Here is a 16,170-nt window from a genome sequence, read left to right as displayed (position 1 = left end):
GCGGGGTTGCGGCTGTCGCTGGGTCTGGCCGTCTTGCTGGGGCTGACCGGCGCGGCACCGGTTGAGCATTATGCGTTGCGCGAGGGGCTGAACGTCAACAGCTTCACGCGCTCCGGCCCGGTCGCGGCGCATGTCGTGCTGCGATCGGGCAAGCAACCCCGCCTGCTCGTCGCCTTTCCGGCGGGCAATAGCGGCACCGCCCTGTGGTTCGAGCCGCTGGCCCGGGACGCGGCGTGGCGGCTGGAGGGGGAGCCGCAGCCGGTCACGATCAACGATGCCATGGGGCGACCGCTCCACGGCGTACGCTTTACCGCGACGATCGATGCGGCGCGCCTGGTTCCGCGCCAGGCGGTGCTGTCCAGCATTCGCGTCATCCGCGATTATCAGGCGCTGGGCACCGCCCCTGCCGAGGTGCTGACGCCACCCCGAACGACCGCCGACACGATCCGCTGGTCACGCGACCGGCTCGACGGAGCGGCGGGCTATGACCTGACGATGACCGTCACGGATGGTCGGATCGAGGGCGGCGCGATCCTGGCGGGCCAGGGCGGGCGGATACGCTTTACCGTGACGGCCCTGACCGGCGAGACGCCGCTGACTCCGCGCGCGGGGGCGGACCTGCTCAATGCCAAGGCGCAGCCCGATCAGGGCGCGCGCAACGCGCTCACCTTCCTCAGCTATGCCGAGAAGTTCCTGGCGGGATCGTGGCGGTTCGATACCTATTTCGGGCGCGACACGCTGATGTCCGTCCGTCTGCTGATGCCTGCGCTGCAGCCGGCGGCGGTGGAAACGGGCCTGTTTTCGGTCTTGGCACGCCTGTCTCCCCAGGGTGAGGTGGCGCATGAGGAGGATATCGGCGAGTTCGCCATCCTCGACCACCGCAAGGCCGATGGCAGCTTATCGGACGCGCCGGTCTATAACTACAACATGGTCGACAGCGACTATATGCTGGCGCCGGTCGCGCGGGCGTGGCTGCTCGACGATCCCCGGGGGCGGGCGCGGGCGGCGGCATTTCTCGCCCGGCGGGTGGATGGCGAGACGCTGGGCGCGCGGATGGTGCGCAACCTGCGCTTCGTCCTTCGCCAGGCGCAGCCCTTTGCCCGCGATCCGGTCGCCGCACGCCTGATCGCGCTGAAGCCCGGCATGGATGCGGGCGAATGGCGCGACAGCAATGACGGACTGGCGGGGGGGCGTATCCCCTATGACGTCAACGCCGTGCTCGTGCCCGCCGCGCTGGACTCGGTGGCGGCCCTGGAGGCCAGCGGGCTGCTCCGGCCCTATCTCGCCGTCAGCGATGCCAAGGCGTTTGGCGAAGCGCGGGCGGTGGCCGATATCTGGCGGACCAAGGCGCCGCCGCTGTTCGACATCACGCTGGCCCCTGCCGCGGCGCGCCAGGCCGTCCGCCGCTATGCCCGCATGATCGGCGTGCCGGACGCACCCGCGCTGGCGACGATCGGCTTGGGACCGGTCCGCTTCCCGGCGATCGCGCTCGACGCGCAGGGGCGGCCGATCCCGGTGCAGAACAGCGATCCCGGCTTTGCGCTGCTCTTTGCCCGGCCCCCGGCGGATTCACTGAAGGTGATGGCAAGCGGCTTCACCGATGCCTTCCCGGCGGGTCTGCGAACGGGCGTCGGAATGCTGGTCGCCAACCCGGCCTTTGCCGACGCGGCGATCCAGCGCCGATTCTCGCCCAACGCCTATCACGGCACGGTCGTGTGGAGCTGGCAACAGGCGCTGGTCGCGGCGGGGCTGGCCCGCCAGCTGGAGCGGCGCGATCTGCCCGCCGATGTCCGCGCATCGCTCGCCCGTGCCCAGTCCTGCCTGTGGGACGGGATCGAGGCGACGCGCAGCGTGCAAAGCTCCGAGCTATGGTCGTGGCGCTATGCCGATGGCCGCTACCAGGTCGTGCCCTTCGGGGCGGCGGGGGCCGATGTCGACGAGTCCAACGCGGCGCAGTTGTGGAGCACCGTCTATCTCGCGCTGCGTCGCCCGGCGGGCCAGACTATCGCCTGTTCCGCCCGTTGATGCTCGCAGGCTTGGGGATGATCGGCTAGGCTCGCGGCCATGACGGACAAGCGCATTCGCCGGATCGTGGTCCTGGGCGGGGGAACGGCGGGCTGGATGACGGCCGCCGCGCTGTCGCGCGCGCTGGCGGGGCAGGGTGTCGCCATCACCCTGGTCGAGTCCGATGCCATCGGCACGATCGGCGTCGGTGAAGCGACCATCCCGACGATCCACTGGTTCAACCAGATCATCGGATTGGACGAGCGCCAGTTCATGGCCGAGACCAAGGCGACGGTGAAGCTCGGTATCGAGTTCGTCGGCTGGAATGGGGAGGGGAGCCGCTACTTCCATCCCTTCGGTACCTTCGGTCCGCCGGGGGACGGCGCGATGTTCCTCCACCGCCTGATCCGCGCGCGGGCCGATGGCGACCTTGCGTCGACCGAGGCCTATTCGCTGACCGCGCAGGCGGCGCGCGCGGGGCGGTTCGCGCGTCCCGTCGCGGATCGCCGGTCGCTTCTCTCGACGCTGGGCTATGCCTATCATTTCGACGCCGGGCTCTATGCGCGCTATCTGCGCGGATTGGCCGAGCGGGCCGGGGTGACCCGCATCGAGGGCGTCGTCGCGTCGGTGGAGCAGGACGGGGAGAGCGGTTTTATCCGCTCGCTGACGCTGGACGGCGGGCAGGCCGTGGCCGGCGACCTGTTCATCGACTGTTCGGGGCTGCGCGCGCTGCTGATCGGCCAGGCGCTGGGTGTCGGCTTTGACGATTGGTCGCACTGGTTACCCTGTGACCGGGCCTGGGCGGCGCCCAGCGCGGCGGAGAGCGATCTCACGCCCTACACCCTTGCAACCGCGGCCGAGGCCGGGTGGCGCTGGCGCATTCCGCTCCAGCACCGGGTCGGCAATGGCTATGTCTTTTCCAGTCGCTTCCAGGACGAAGAGGCCGCACGTGCCTCGCTCATCGCCGGTATGGACGGCCCGGCGCTCGCCGACCCCCGCCTGATCCGTTTCACCCCCGGCATGCGAAGCGAGGCGTGGCGTGCCAATGTCGTCGCGATCGGCCTGTCCAGCGGTTTCCTGGAGCCGCTGGAGTCGACCAGCATCCATCTGATCCAGAGCGGTATCGCCAAACTCCTGTCGTTGTTTCCGGCGGCCGATGGCTCGCCCCTGCTCGCGCGGCAGTTCAACCGGGTATTTGGGCAGGAAATGCTCGACATACGCGATTTCCTGATCCTGCATTACCACGCCACCACCGGCCGCGACGAACCGATGTGGCGTGAGCGACAGGCGATGACGATCCCCGATACGCTGGCGGAGAAGCTGGGGCATTTCCGAAGCTCGGGTCGGATCGTCCTGGCCACCGACGAACTGTTCCGCGACGCCAGCTGGTTCGCGGTGCTGGACGGCCAGGGCGAGCGCCCCGGCGACCATAATCCGCTGATCGAGGTCTTAGGGGCGGAAGATAATCTGCGCCAATTGGCCATGCTGAGAGCGGAGATCGCGAAAACGGCGGCGGCCATGCCGCCTCTCCCAGGCCGTCGGTCTGCGAGTGCGTAGCGGCGACCCGTTTTCGGGAGGCCGAAAGGCGCTGTTGATCCTGATAGCGTCTTCCAACAGCGTGGAAGATGTTCCCGCAGCACATGACCCCGACCCTGAGTCTTTAGGACGCGGCCGCGAGAGGCCGCCAACCTATACTCGGCGAAGCTGTGATTGGTCAGCAGCGGGACGGCAGGCGGTGTGCTCGTCGCATGTGCCGGAGCAAAATCAATGAATTTGGTGGGGCAAATCGCACCGACCGATCCAGCAAAAAGCGCAGGTTTCTGCGGCTGGTGACCCCTACGAGAATCGAACTCGTGTTTTCGCCGTGAGAGGGCGACGTCCTAACCGCTAGACGAAGGGGCCGTGTGCAGTGGAGCGGCGCTGTTAGCCGGGGGCGGCGGGGGCGTCAAGCGCTGGACCCGAAGAAATCGCATTTCTCGAAAAAGGGCGGGGTGGCCGTTTTGCCATCCCGCCCTTGACCTGGGTCAGGCGGCGGCCTTGCGGCGCTCCGCCATTTCCTCGTTGAGCATTTCGGCGAGCAGGAAGGCCAGTTCCAGGCTCTGGCCCGCGTTGAGGCGCGGGTCGCAGTGCGTGTGGTAGCGGTCGGCCAGCGACTGCTCGGTCACGTCGATCGCGCCGCCGGTGCATTCGGTGACGTTCTGCCCGGTCATCTCGGCGTGGATGCCGCCCGCATGGGTGCCCTCGGCACGGTGGACGGCGAAGAAGCCGCGCACCTCGGCCAGGATGCGATCGAAGGGGCGGGTCTTGTAGCCGGTCGCCGCCTTGATCGTATTGCCGTGCATGGGGTCGCACGACCAGACGACCGGATGCCCCTCGCGCGTGACGGCGCGGACGAGCTTGGGCAGATGCGCCTCGATCTTGTCATGGCCATAGCGGGTGATGAGCGTCATGCGGCCGGGCACACGCCCCGGGTTCAGCGTGTCGAGCATCCGCAGCAGCGCTTCGGGCTCCAGGCTGGGGCCGCACTTCACGCCGATCGGGTTGCCGATGCCGCGCAGAAACTCGACATGCGACGATCCCTCGAAGCGCGTGCGGTCACCGATCCACAGGAAATGGGCCGAGGTGTCGTACCAGTCGCCGGTCAGCGAATCCTGCCGCGTCAGCGCCTGTTCGTACGGCAGCAGCAGCGCTTCATGGCTGGTGTAGAAGCTGGTCTGCGCCAACTGGGGCACCGATGACGGGTCGATGCCGCACGCGGCCATGAAGTCCAGCGCTTCGCCAATCCGGTCGGCCATCTCGCTATACTTCTGCGCCCAAGGGCTGCGGCCCATGAAGTCATGGGTCCAGCGGTGCACCTGGTGCAGGTTCGCATAGCCGCCCTGCGCAAAGGCGCGCAGCAGGTTCAGCGTCGCCGCTGACTGGGCATAGGAGCGCAGCATCCGCTGGGGATCGGGCACACGTGCTTCGGGGGTGAAGGCGATGTCGTTGACATTGTCGCCCCGATAGCTGGGCAGCTCGACGCCGCCGACGACCTCGGTATCGGCCGAACGCGGCTTGGCGAACTGGCCCGCCATGCGGCCCAGCTTCACCACCGGCAGCTTGGAGGCGAAGGTCAGGACGACTGCCATCTGCAGGATGACGCGGAAGGTGTCGCGGATGTTGTTGGCGCTATGCTCGGCAAAGCTCTCGGCACAGTCGCCGCCCTGGAGCAGGAAACCCCGGCCCTCGGCCACTTCCGCCAACTCGGCGGTCAGGTTGCGCGCCTCGCCCGCAAAGACCAGCGGCGGATAGGTCGCCAGCGTCTTGGTCGCGGCGTCCAGCGCATTCTGGTCGGGATAACGAGGAAGCTGGCGCGCTTCGGCGTTGGTCCAGCTTTCGGGGGCCCAGTTCGCGGCCATGATCGTCCTGCTCTTTCGTCTTCTGGTATCGGAAGATCGCCCATGCGCCCAATTGCGCCCATACGCAATGAAGTTGGCGTTTAGTATGGCCAAGTCGCGTATATTGTTGCGTGTGATACCGGATTGCGCTCGGCCGCACAGGATTGCGGCAGGCGGCTTTGCGGTTCCTGTCGGGAGCGGCTAGCAGAAGCCGTGATGTTGCGCGCACCCTTTCTGTCCTCGGCGATCGTCGCCCTGTCCGCCTTCCTGCTGGCCGTGCCGGATGTTTCGCCCGCCGCCGCGCCGCTGGTCGCCGAGAAGAGCCACGATACGGCGCTGTTCGGGGCGATGCGGGATGCCGACCTGCGCCTGGGCAGCATCGCCTGGCGGTTGGCGACGGCCAATGCGGCCATCTGTAGCGAGCGCGCGCCGACGCCGGGCATCCTGATCCACGCGATCGACCAATATGACCCGGCGGTGCGCAAGGACCTGCCCGCGATCTTCGGCTTCGAGGGGCCGGTCGCGGTGGAAGCGGTGGTACCGGGCAGCGCGGCAGCGCGGGCGGGGATTGTCGCGAACGACACGATCGAGGCGATCGACGGCAAGCCCCTAACGGTCAACCCGGCGGGGGTGGCGCAGGCCAACACGGCGACTCGCGACGCCGCGCAGCGCCAGTTGATGGCCGAGCCCGCCGACCGACCGCTGCATCTGACCATCCTGCGCCAAGGCCAGAAGCGCGAGGTGACGGTCGCGGCGCAACCGGGATGCCGTTCTCGCTTCGAGATGCTGATCGGGCCGGGCCTGACCGCGTCGGCGGACGGCGATATCGTCCAGATTGGGTCGCGCTTCTTCGAGCGGTTCGACGACCGGATGATCGCCGTCGTGGTCGCGCACGAATTTTCGCACAATATCCTGCATCATCGCGACCGGCTGGATGCGGCGGGGGTGAAGCGCGGGATGCTGTCCGAGTTCGGGCGCAACGGCCGCCTGTTCCGCCAGACCGAGACCGAGGCCGATCTGCTGGGCGTCCATCTGATGCGCAATGCCGGTTACGACCCGCAGGACGCGGTGCGCTTCTGGCGTGAGCATGGCGGAGAAGTGGATGGCGGCATCTTCCGCAGCCGCACCCATCCTTCCTCCTCCGCGCGGGCCGATGCCGTGGCGGCGGAGATCGCCGCGATCCCGGCGGGGTCACCCATTCCCTATCATCCGCCGCTGATCGACCAGGCCGGTGTTCCTCTGCGTTAAGATGTTGGCAGGTATCGGAAAAAGGGCGTTTCGCTTAACGAACTTTTTTGAAATAGGCCGGTAAAACTCGATACATTCGTGGCCGTCGGGGCCCGCGAGATGTCGGGGGATCACCATGTTCTCAAGCCTGCCCATTCCGAAGAAAATCGGGTTATCGTTCGCGACCGTCATTCTGTCGGTTTTCATCATGAGCGGTATTCTTTGGTGGGCCTTCTCCCGGATCGAGTCGACCACCGTCAAAAGCGTCCACGGACAGGATGTCTACAGCTACACGCTGGAAATGGAGGATGGGGTCCAGCGCGAGAACAGCCAGATGCGCGGCTTCCTCATCACTTTGGATGAGGCATATCTGAAGCAATATTATTCGTCGCGAGAAGCCGAGATGGACGCCGCCGCCAAGCTCGATGCTCTGCTGGTCGACGATCCCTCCGCCAGGGCGCGTGTCGCTGCGTCCCATGAGAATATGCGACAGTGGCGTCGTACTATCGGCGACCCATTGATCAAGCGAGCTCGTACCGATCGTGATGGCGCGCAAAACTGGTTGCGGCAGAACAGCGAGCGTGCGCGGGTCACGTCGGTTCTGAAGGGCCTGCGCGAGGTGCGGGCCGAAGTCGTCGAAAAAATGGCTGGCGTCCGGGCGGCGCGCAGTAATGCGCTGCGGACGGGCCAGTGGAGCCTGCTGGTCGGCGGCGTGGTGCTCATCGGTGTGGCTGTCGCGATGGCGATGCTGCTGGCGCGTTCGCTTGGGCGGCCGATCGTTGGCCTGACCGGCGTCATGGAAGAGCTGGCGCGCGGCCGTAACGATGTGGCGGTCCCCGATGCCGACCGCGGCGACGAACTGGGCAGCATGTCGCGCACGGTGGTCGTGTTTCGCGAAGCGGCCGTCGCCAAGGCGAAATCGGATGCCGAGCAGGACCAGGTGGTCGCTCGTATCGGCGATGCGCTGGGTAAGCTGGCCCATTCCGATCTGACGGTCAAACTGACCGGCTTCCCGCCGTCCTATGGTGCGATCGAGCGCGACTTCAACACTGCCGTGTCGCGCCTGTCGGCGGCGCTGGCGGCCGTCCGGGTCAACGCCGCGGGTATCGCGAGCGGCACGGTCGAGATGAACGAGGCCGCCGACGATCTGGCCCGCCGCGCCGAGCAGCAGGCCGCCAGCATCGAGCAGACCTCGGCCGCGATGAACGAGATCGCGCAGTCGGTCACCGCTGCCGCCACCAAGGCGCAATCGGCGGAGAGCATCGTCCGCAAGGCGAGCGACGATGTGGCGAATAGCGAGGACATCGTGCGTCGCACCGTCTCCGCGATCGGCGATATCGAACGCTCCTCTAGTGAAATTGCCGAGATCATCGCGGTGATCGACGGCCTTTCGTTCCAGACCAATCTGCTCGCCCTGAATGCCGGTGTCGAAGCAGCCCGCGCGGGCGATGCGGGCAAAGGCTTTGCGGTCGTCGCCTCCGAAGTCCGGGCGCTGGCCGAGCGCTCGGCCGAGGCGGCGCGCGACATCAGTTCGCGCATCACCACCACCGTCGAGCGGGTACGTAGCGGCGTCGAATTGGCCAGCAAGACCGACGAGTCGCTGCGCCTGATCGCGACCGGCATGGGCGAGATCGCCGGACTGGTCGGGGCCATAGCGGGCAGCGCGACCGAACAGGCGACGAGTATCCAGCAGGTCAATCTGGCCATCAACGACATGGACGGCGTGACCCAGGCCAACGCCGCGATGGTCGAGGAAGTCACGGCCGCCGTCCGTGCCCTGTCGGGCGAGACGCGTTCGCTGGAGGAGCAGATCAACCGTTTCCGGGTCGATGGCGCGGCTCCCGCTCCTGTTGCACCGGTTGTCGACATGCGTCGCCCGGCCACGCCTCCGTCCGCTGCGCCTGCCTCCGCCGCACCGCGTCGGATCAGCCGCCCGGTTCAGGGCAATCTGGCGGTCAAGGCGGACGAGGACGATTGGAGCAGCTTTTGATCCGCGCCCGACCAGGGGGCGTTCGCGCCTTTCGCCTTCTTTTTCGGGCGGCAGGGACGGACTGGCCGCCCGCGCACTTGTAACCCGCCCTTGGCCGGGGCAAGCGGCGCGGCATGGATATCCCCGCACGCTATGCCGATTTCATCCAGTGGATCGGCGACGGAACCGGCATGGCCGACAGCCTGCTTCACGTTCATGCGGGCATGGCAGTGCTGTTCCTGGCGCGCATCGTGACCCGCCGGTCGCTGGCGACGCCGATCCCGCTCGCCTTTGTGGCGCTGGCCGAGGCGGCGAATGAGATCCTCGACCGGATGCATTATGGCTCGTGGCGCTGGGCCGATACGCTGGGCGACATCGCCAACACCATGTTCTGGCCGACCGTGCTGTTCATCGGCCTGCGGATGCGCGGCCCACGCGGGCGGCGCTGATCGGCCGGAGGGCGTTCAGCCCTCCGGCAATACCGGTTTCCAGTCCCAGCCAAGCTGATCGCCGTCCATCACCTCGACCCCGGCGGCGAGCAGCGTGTCGCGGATCGCGTCGCTCTTTGCAAAATCCTTGTCCGCCCGGGCCGCGCGACGCTCGACCAGTTGCGCCTCGATCTCCAAATCGTCCAGCGTTGCCGTTTTGGGCCGGGTGCGCAGATCGGCGCGGGTCAGCGTTGTCAGTTGCAGCCCCAGCGTCGCATCGAAATCGGCCAGCGCCGCCAGCCGGACGCCCGGCGACAGCTTCTTGTCGCCCAGCATCTCGTCCAGCACCGGCAGCGCGCGGGGCGTCGCCAGATCGTCGGACAGCGCGGCGTCCAGCCGCTCACGATAGGCGGCGGCGTCGCCCTTTTCGGGCGAATCGGCGCGGGTGCGCAGCCCTTCTACCGTCTGGACCAGCCGCTTGAGCCGCACCTGCGCCGCCGCCAGGCCATCCCAGCCAAACTCCATTTCCGAGCGATAATGCGCCTGAAGGCACATCAGGCGGTAGGCGAGCGGGTGGAAGCCGCGATCCATCAGCGCCTGCAGCGTCAGGAATTCGCCCGACGACTTGGACATCTTGCCGGTGCGGTCGACCAGGAAGTTGTTGTGCATCCAGATATTGGCGCCGCTGTGCGTCGTGCAGCTATGCGCCTGATTCTGCGCGATCTCATTCGGGTGGTGAATCTCGCGATGGTCGATGCCGCCGGTATGGATGTCGAACTGCGCGCCCAGATACTGCTTGCTCATCACCGAGCATTCCAGATGCCAGCCGGGCGCGCCGGGACCCCAGGGGCTGTCCCATTCCATTTGGCGATTCTCACCCGGCGCCGAGCTGCGCCAGATGGCGAAGTCGGCCGGATGCCGCTTGCCCGCGACCGGATCGATCCGGCTCTCGCCCTCATCATCCTGATGTCGCGCCAGGCGGCCATAATCGGGCACGGTGGTGACATCGAAATACAGGCCGTCGGGCAGGCGATAGCAGTGCTTCGCCTCGATCGCCTTGGCGAAGTCGATCATCTGCGGGACGTGTTCGGTCGCCAGGGGGAAGCGAGTCGGCTCGGCAATGCCGAGGTCCTTCAAATTGCGCTTGAAGGCGTCGGTATAATGCTTGGCGATTGCCCAGATATCCTGGCCGCTCTTCTTGGCGGCGGCCTCCATCTTGTCGTCACCGGCATCGGCGTCGGAGGTCAGATGGCCGACATCGGTGATGTTGATGATGTGGGTCAGCGGCCAGCCCTTCCACCGCAGCACGCGCGACAGCGTATCGGTGAAGACATAGGCGCGCAGGTTCCCGATATGCGCGTAATTGTAGACGGTCGGGCCGCAGGAATAGACGCGGACATTGGCCGGGTCGATCGGCCGGAACGGCTCTGCGGCGCGGGTCAGGCTGTTATACAGGATCAGCGGGATGCTGGACGAGGGAGCGGTCGCGGTCATGCCGCATGCCTTAGCCATGTCGGATGCGACCCGAAAGAGGGCCCCGGTCCGGTTGAAGGCGGACCGGGGCTGGCACGATGACAGGGGAGGCACCGCGCCCTTTCGTTCCTGCCTCCTGAAAGGGGCCGGAACATGTCAGGGTGTCCGGCATACGGGAGTTAGCCGGACGCCGATGCTTCTACGGTGGTCTGCCTCACCACAGCATGACCAGCGGATGACAACGCCATTCGGTTCGGGGCGTTCGGCGGGTATGGGCGGGGCGGAGGGAATTGCGATGCAGCGGGTTGTCATCGGCCGGTCACGCTGCTAGGAGCGCCCGACGATGCGGCCACAGTTGTTCTGCGGCCGCTTTATCCTGTTTTGCCGGAGCAATTCGTTTTTATGCAGATCATCGTTCGCGACAACAATGTGGATCAGGCCCTTCGCGCGCTCAAGAAGAAGCTGCAGCGGGAAGGCGTGTATCGCGAAATGAAGCTCCGTCGCCACTACGAAAAGCCGTCGGAAAAGCGCGCTCGTGAGCGTGCGGCGGCTGTGCGTCGCGCTCGCAAGCTGGAGCGCAAGCGCGCCGAGCGCGACGGCGCCCGGTAATAAGCCGAACGATCGAGGCATCCTGCCCGACGGCCGTACCGGCCGGGGTGGGGCCTCGATGAGATCGGTGGCCGGTTCGCACTATCGCGAATCGGTCCTGCGCCTTCAGGATTGCCGTTCGGGGTAATCCGACGAACGCCCACGCACAGAGCGAGAAGCAGGCATGTCCGTAACCGCTGTTCCCCTTCGTCCCGTCCGGCGTTCCTATCTGGTCTGGATATGGGTGGCGGTGGCCGCCGCGCTCGTTCTGGCGGCACTTCTGGCGCGCCAGGGTGATCCCGCCCTGCTACGCGAAGCGCGTGGCAGCGGAATCGTGACGACCGCGTCGGGCCTTCAGTATAAGGTGATCGAGCCTGGTCAGGGTGGTGCGCACCCGACGGCGACCGATGTGGCGCTGGTCAATTATACCGGCCGCCTGATCGACGGCACCGTCTTCGATGCCTCCAAGCAACCTGCCCCGATGCCGCTGTCGAGTGTGCTGCCCGGCTTTGCCGAAGCGCTGAAGCTGATGCCGAAGGGTGCGAAGTACCGCTTCTGGCTGCCCGCCAAAATCGGTTATGGTGATCGTGCAAATGGCCCGATCCCGGCCAATTCGACGCTGGTATTTGATGTCGAGTTGCTCGACTTCATCCCAGAATCGGTTCTGCGGCAGATGCAGGCGCAGCAGTCGATGATGGGCGGCATGCCCGGTGGGGCTCCCGGCGGCGCACCCGGCGCGCCGTCACCCCGCTGATCGCGGCCAGCCGTCAAGACTTTCCCGATCGAACAGGATCGCCGGAGCCCCACACGGTTCCGGCGATTTTGCTATGGGCGTAGCCTGGGCAGGAGGCGTACCCGACGCTGCTGTCTCATTCGTGAGATGGTGGTCCGGGGTGATGCTATGGGCCTTCATGCTGCACTGCATGGTGTTTTGCGTGGCTTCCGAGATCGTCCGATCCCCCGAGATGCTTGTCGCTGCGGCCGTCTCAATCATGAGATCGGTGATGCAGGGTGTCGCGCGTCAAGTTGCGGGTAGGCCCCTGGAACGCGCTTTCGCGTTCCAGCTTTAATCAAGCACAGGTGGCAGGGCGGCCGCTATGACGGCGCCGACCGCCAATCCGGCCAAAGATTATTGCTCTCCTACTGGAGAGGTGTGTCCGGCTTGGTAGAAGATAGCGCCTTTGGCCTCCCTTTGCCCCCTGCCACCTCTTTAGCAGGGTAGGAAAGAAGCAAAGTCGGTCTGTTTAGGCGCTGTCACAGCCATGGGGCTACGGTTGTGGGACCGTGACCCATGGTAACCGCTACTGGTCCGCCTTGGCTGATCTTCGCCAGGCAAAAAAATAGCGGCCCGAAGGCCGCTATTCCTTTCAGCCGTGAGGCTGAAGCAACTTAGTTGCTGTCGGCCGAATCGTTCGAGTCGGCAACGACAACGATGCCGGCCACAACGGCAGCAGCCGCCAGAACCGCAACGAGGATGCCACCGCCGGCCAGGCCGTTCTTCTTGGCAGCCGGAGCCGAAGCGCGAACCGACTTCGAAACCGAAAGGCTGGCAGCCGGATTCGCAGCCATCGCCGGAGCGACGGTCATCGAAACGGCGGCAGCGGCGACGAGAAACTTCCCAAGACGCATGTCGAACTCCCTTAAAAATGTCAGTGGGCCCATGGCACGTCAGCCGCGACATGGCAACCCCACCAACGAGCATGGGGCAGTTATGCTCCCACGCTGATGCGGCAATGCAACATTACTTTACCGCTTTGCGGCTATACTGAGCTTTGCCGCAAAACGGAATGCCTCGCGACACGTTTCGCCTTGGTAAAGACCCGTCAGGTGGAAAAAACGTGACGGTCGGTATTCTCCAGCATCAGCGCAGTCAGTCGGTCGCTGTGATAGGCGCCGGTGTCGATGCCGATGCGATGGGGCAGCATTTCTGCCTCTTCGGCGACCGTATGACCATGGACGACCATCTTTTCGAGCGGCGCCCGGTGGTCGAGAAAAGGATCGCGAATCCAGCGTGTTTCGGCCAGCTTCTGCTCGGCAATCGGAATGCCGGGGCGAATGCCTGCATGGACGAAGACATAATCGCCCATGATCAGGATTTCCTGGAGGCTGGTCAGGAAGTCGCGATGTACCGCTGGCACCCGATCGAGCAGTTGCTCGACGACCTCGACATAGTCCAGTCGCTCATAGTCCTCGGGCGTGACGCCGTAACTGATCAGCGTCTCGCGCCCGCCGATTCGACAGAAGAGGCGCAGTGCCTTGTCATCGCCCTCGATGGACCGGAGGAATATCTCCTCATGGTTGCCCATCAGGCAGTGAACATTCGGATCGCCTTCGGCCAGCGTGCGAATCCGTTCGACCACACCTGCGGAATCGGGGCCGCGATCGACCAGATCGCCCAGGAACACCAGATGACGCTCCGCAGGCGGCCGGGCGGCGTGATCGGCGTCGATCTGCATCAGAATCCGGTCGAGCAGGTCCAGCCGACCATGAATATCACCAACCGCGTAGACCCGTAGGCCGGGTGTCATGGCCGGTACGAACTCGGGAACGCGCTTTCGTAAATTCAGTAACTTGGCGAGCATGAAGAATATGGCTTCCGGTACAGGCGGTTGTCCTTAGTCCTCCCCGGTCCCCCATGCAATGAAAGGGCGTGCTCAGCCTTGGTCGGGCCACAGCCCGCGCGTGTCGAGCACCGCCTTGCCGCGCCGTTCGTCGAGGGGGACGGATCGGAAGATATCGTGATCGACCAGAACGACCATCGCGTCACAAGTTTCCAGCGCGGTGTCGATGTCGATCAACCGCGCGCCGGTGCCGTCGAAGGCGCGGGGCAGGCTTGTGGCATAAGGCTCGACGATATAGATTCGCTCGCCGAAGCGGGCGGCCAGCGCGGCGGCGACCTTCAGTGCGGGGCTTTCGCGGAAATCGTCGATATTGGCCTTGAAGGCGAGGCCGAGGCAGGCGACGGGCGCGCCGTCGGGCTGCGCCTCGATCAGAGCGGCGGCGCTGGCGATGACATGATCGGTCTTGCCGTCATTCACCTCGCGCGCGGTACGGATCAGCGGTGTGTTGGCAGGATCGGCGGCGACCAGGAACCAGGGGTCGACCGCGATGCAATGGCCACCGACCCCTGGGCCCGGCGACAGGATGTTGACGCGCGGATGGCGGTTGGCCAGTCGGATCACCTCCCACACATCGACGCCCAGCGTGTCGGCTACCAAGCTTAGCTCGTTGGCAAAGGCGATGTTGACATCACGAAAGGCGTTTTCGGTCAGCTTCGTCATCTCCGCCGCACGCGCGGTCGTGGTGACGCAGGCCCCGCGCACGAAGCGCCGGTAAAAGGCCAGCGCCTTGCGGGCACAGCGCGGGGTGATGCCGCCGATGACGCGGTCATTGTCGATGAGTTCGACCAAAATGCGGCCGGGCAGCACGCGTTCGGGGCAATAGGCGATGGCAATGTCGGCCTGCTCACCTTGCCGGGTGGTGCCAGGCGTCTTCAGGTCGGGCCGTTCGCCGCTGATCAGGTCGCGTACCCGCTCGGTCGTCCCGACCGGGGAGGTGGACTCGAGGATCACCGTGTCGCCCGGCTTCAGCACCGGCGCGATGCTGCGCGCGGCGTCGAGGACATAGGTAATGTCAGGCTGACGATCCTGGGTGAACGGGGTGGGCACCGCGATGACGAAGATCTCGGCGGGAGCGACGGTCAGCGAGGCCTTCAGGCTGCCGCGCGCGACCACACCCGAGACCAGGCCGTCGAGATCGACCTCCTCGATATGGACGCGGCCCGAGTTGATCGTTTCCACGACCGATGGCGTTACATCGACACCGGTCACCATCGCCCCGGTTCGCGCGATCACGGCGGCGGTGGGCAGGCCGATATAGCCCAGCCCCATCACCGTGACGGAAAGCTCAGTGTCCAAGGGCATGGGTCATGATCCTGCTGATCTGCCGCGCGGTGTCGCCACGGCCATAAGGGTTGTGCGCCTGCGCCATGGCGGCATGGCGAGCCGGGTCGTCGAGCAGCGCCACTACCTCGTCGACGATGCGATCCTCATCGGTGCCGACCAGCCGTGCGGTGCCCGCCGTGACGCCTTCGGGCCGTTCGGTGGTCTCTCGCATCACCAGCACCGGCTTGCCCAGCGCGGGTGCTTCCTCCTGTACGCCCCCGGAGTCGGTCAGGACGATATGCGCGGCGTCGAGCGCGCGCACGAAATGGGGGTAATCGAGCGCCGCGATACGGGCGATGGCGGGATGATCGCCCAGCAACTCGTCCATCACCGCCACCACATTGGGATTGGGGTGGACGGGGAAGACGATGCCGACATCCGGTCGCTCGGCGATCCGGCGCAGCGCGCGGGCGATGGCGGCCATGCCGTCGCCGAAATTCTCGCGGCGATGGGTGGTCACCAGCACGATCCGCTTGCCCGCCATCCGCGCCAATATGGGATCGAGATCACCGGCCAGCGCGGGTTGGGCGGCGATCCGCGCCCTGGTCCAGTGGAGCGCGTCGATCACGCTATTCCCGGTGACATGCACCTTCGCTGGGTCGATCCCCTCGGCCCGCAGGGCGGCGGCGGCGGTCTCGGTCGGGGCGAAATGCAGTGCGGCGATCGGCGCGATCATGCGCCGGTTCACCTCTTCGGGCCAGGGCTGGTAGATATCGCCCGAGCGTAGCCCCGCCTCGACATGCGCGACCGGGATCTTGCGGTAATAGGCAGCCAGCGCGCCCGCCATCGCGGTGGCGGTGTCGCCCTGCACGACGACCATCGCCGGCGCCTCGGCATCCATCACCTCGCCCAGCCCGGTCAGCAGACGGGCGGTCAGCCGGTCGAGCGACTGGCCGGGCTCCATCAGGTCGAGGTCATAGTCGGGCGTCAGCCCAGCGATATCCAGCACCTGGTCCAGCATGCCGCGATGCTGCGCGGTCACGCATACCCGCACCGGCGCCGCCCCAATCTGGGTTAAGGCGTTGACGACCGGGAACAGTTTAATCGCCTCGGGCCGGGTGCCGAAGACGATGAGTATCGGGGCGTGCGTCATCGGGTGATTCGTAGCCTGTCGCATTTAAGGACACCCTAATCGCATATTCGTCGGGTAAGGCTATGTT

13 protein-coding genes and 1 tRNA gene are annotated in these 16,170 nt (G+C 66.0%); 7 read left to right on the top strand and 7 right to left on the bottom strand.

All coding sequences use genetic code 11. The features are described from left to right. Positions 1-6: 6 nt before the first annotated feature. Both SSA01S_RS03140 and SSA01S_RS03135 read left to right on the top strand, forming a co-directional pair. Positions 7-2,025: a hypothetical protein gene (locus SSA01S_RS03140; protein WP_206379003.1), complete on the top strand. Its 2,019-nt coding sequence runs from the start codon at positions 7-9 to the stop codon at positions 2,023-2,025. Between the two features lie 39 nt (positions 2,026-2,064). Then, a complete protein-coding gene (locus SSA01S_RS03135; protein WP_061779175.1) occupies positions 2,065-3,561 on the top strand; it encodes a tryptophan halogenase family protein in 1,497 nt (498 codons plus the stop codon). Between the two features lie 270 nt (positions 3,562-3,831). Here the strand turns inward: SSA01S_RS03135 and SSA01S_RS03130 are convergent. Both SSA01S_RS03130 and SSA01S_RS03125 read right to left on the bottom strand, forming a co-directional pair. Continuing rightward, positions 3,832-3,906, bottom strand: a tRNA-Glu gene (locus tag SSA01S_RS03130). 122 nt (positions 3,907-4,028) lie between these two features. After that, entirely contained in the window at positions 4,029-5,402 is a 1,374-nt protein-coding gene (locus tag SSA01S_RS03125; protein WP_058751456.1) for a class II 3-deoxy-7-phosphoheptulonate synthase, read from the bottom strand. 195 nt (positions 5,403-5,597) lie between these two features. Here SSA01S_RS03125 and SSA01S_RS03120 point away from each other — a divergent pair, with 195 nt between their 5' ends. The 3 genes from SSA01S_RS03120 to SSA01S_RS03110 all read left to right on the top strand — a co-directional run bounded on the left by SSA01S_RS03120 (position 5,598) and on the right by SSA01S_RS03110 (position 9,026). Next, positions 5,598-6,629, top strand: coding sequence for a M48 family metallopeptidase (locus SSA01S_RS03120; protein WP_082794900.1), 1,032 nt, complete (start codon positions 5,598-5,600; stop codon positions 6,627-6,629). Positions 6,630-6,816: 187 nt separating this feature from the next. Further along, positions 6,817-8,598 carry a methyl-accepting chemotaxis protein gene (locus tag SSA01S_RS03115; RefSeq protein ID WP_167348882.1) on the top strand — a complete coding sequence of 594 codons (1,782 nt, stop codon included), beginning with the start codon at positions 6,817-6,819 and terminating at the stop codon, positions 8,596-8,598. Between the two features lie 113 nt (positions 8,599-8,711). Beyond that, the gene (locus SSA01S_RS03110) at positions 8,712-9,026 is read left to right on the top strand and encodes a hypothetical protein (RefSeq protein ID WP_061779173.1); all 315 of its coding nucleotides are present in this window, start codon (positions 8,712-8,714) and stop codon (positions 9,024-9,026) included. 15 nt (positions 9,027-9,041) lie between these two features. Here SSA01S_RS03110 and cysS read toward each other — a convergent pair whose 3' ends face one another. Then, positions 9,042-10,499 carry a cysteine--tRNA ligase gene (gene cysS, locus SSA01S_RS03105; protein WP_061779172.1) on the bottom strand — a complete coding sequence of 486 codons (1,458 nt, stop codon included), beginning with the start codon at positions 10,497-10,499 and terminating at the stop codon, positions 9,042-9,044. Between the two features lie 381 nt (positions 10,500-10,880). Between cysS and rpsU the strand changes: the two genes are divergently transcribed. Both rpsU and SSA01S_RS03095 read left to right on the top strand, forming a co-directional pair. Further along, positions 10,881-11,087, top strand: coding sequence for a 30S ribosomal protein S21 (rpsU, locus tag SSA01S_RS03100; protein ID WP_007404630.1), 207 nt, complete (start codon positions 10,881-10,883; stop codon positions 11,085-11,087). Between the two features lie 163 nt (positions 11,088-11,250). Next, positions 11,251-11,820: an FKBP-type peptidyl-prolyl cis-trans isomerase gene (locus tag SSA01S_RS03095; protein WP_061779171.1), complete on the top strand. Its 570-nt coding sequence runs from the start codon at positions 11,251-11,253 to the stop codon at positions 11,818-11,820. Positions 11,821-12,455: 635 nt separating this feature from the next. Here the strand turns inward: SSA01S_RS03095 and SSA01S_RS03090 are convergent. The 4 genes from SSA01S_RS03090 to wecB form a co-directional block, all read right to left on the bottom strand. Continuing rightward, complete coding sequence (locus SSA01S_RS03090; RefSeq protein ID WP_058732907.1) at positions 12,456-12,695, bottom strand: hypothetical protein; 240 nt, start codon at positions 12,693-12,695, stop codon at positions 12,456-12,458. A gap of 194 nt (positions 12,696-12,889) precedes the next feature. Further along, positions 12,890-13,648 carry a metallophosphoesterase family protein gene (locus SSA01S_RS03085; protein ID WP_061779170.1) on the bottom strand — a complete coding sequence of 253 codons (759 nt, stop codon included), beginning with the start codon at positions 13,646-13,648 and terminating at the stop codon, positions 12,890-12,892. Positions 13,649-13,720: 72 nt separating this feature from the next. Next, the gene (gene wecC / locus SSA01S_RS03080; RefSeq protein WP_061779169.1) at positions 13,721-14,989 is read right to left on the bottom strand and encodes a UDP-N-acetyl-D-mannosamine dehydrogenase; all 1,269 of its coding nucleotides are present in this window, start codon (positions 14,987-14,989) and stop codon (positions 13,721-13,723) included. Continuing rightward, entirely contained in the window at positions 14,973-16,103 is a 1,131-nt protein-coding gene (wecB, locus tag SSA01S_RS03075) for a non-hydrolyzing UDP-N-acetylglucosamine 2-epimerase (RefSeq protein ID WP_061779168.1), read from the bottom strand. Before wecB ends, wecC begins: the two co-directional genes overlap by 17 nt. Positions 16,104-16,170 lie beyond the last annotated feature (67 nt).

It is taken from the genome of Sphingomonas sanguinis NBRC 13937 (assembly GCF_001591005.1).
GTDB classification, from domain to species: Bacteria; Pseudomonadota; Alphaproteobacteria; order Sphingomonadales; family Sphingomonadaceae; genus Sphingomonas; species Sphingomonas sanguinis.
Note: the sequence above shows the minus strand (reverse complement) of the source record. Positions and strands in the feature narration are given on the sequence as shown.

Bases quoted from the DNA above. Each gene is read 5' to 3' on its own strand.
- SSA01S_RS03085 (WP_061779170.1), bottom strand. From the start codon at position 13,648: ATGCTCGCCAAGTTACTGAATTTACGAAAGCGCGTTCCCGAGTTCGTA.
- SSA01S_RS03115 (WP_167348882.1), top strand. From the start codon at position 6,817: ATGAGCGGTATTCTTTGGTGGGCCTTCTCCCGGATCGAGTCGACCACC.
- cysS (WP_061779172.1), bottom strand. From the start codon at position 10,499: ATGACCGCGACCGCTCCCTCGTCCAGCATCCCGCTGATCCTGTATAAC.
- wecC (WP_061779169.1), bottom strand. From the start codon at position 14,989: ATGCCCTTGGACACTGAGCTTTCCGTCACGGTGATGGGGCTGGGCTAT.
- SSA01S_RS03090 (WP_058732907.1), bottom strand. From the start codon at position 12,695: ATGCGTCTTGGGAAGTTTCTCGTCGCCGCTGCCGCCGTTTCGATGACC.
- SSA01S_RS03125 (WP_058751456.1), bottom strand. From the start codon at position 5,402: ATGGCCGCGAACTGGGCCCCCGAAAGCTGGACCAACGCCGAAGCGCGC.
- SSA01S_RS03110 (WP_061779173.1), top strand. From the start codon at position 8,712: ATGGATATCCCCGCACGCTATGCCGATTTCATCCAGTGGATCGGCGAC.
- SSA01S_RS03135 (WP_061779175.1), top strand. From the start codon at position 2,065: ATGACGGACAAGCGCATTCGCCGGATCGTGGTCCTGGGCGGGGGAACG.
- SSA01S_RS03095 (WP_061779171.1), top strand. From the start codon at position 11,251: ATGTCCGTAACCGCTGTTCCCCTTCGTCCCGTCCGGCGTTCCTATCTG.
- wecB (WP_061779168.1), bottom strand. From the start codon at position 16,103: ATGACGCACGCCCCGATACTCATCGTCTTCGGCACCCGGCCCGAGGCG.
- SSA01S_RS03120 (WP_082794900.1), top strand. From the start codon at position 5,598: ATGTTGCGCGCACCCTTTCTGTCCTCGGCGATCGTCGCCCTGTCCGCC.
- rpsU (WP_007404630.1), top strand. From the start codon at position 10,881: ATGCAGATCATCGTTCGCGACAACAATGTGGATCAGGCCCTTCGCGCG.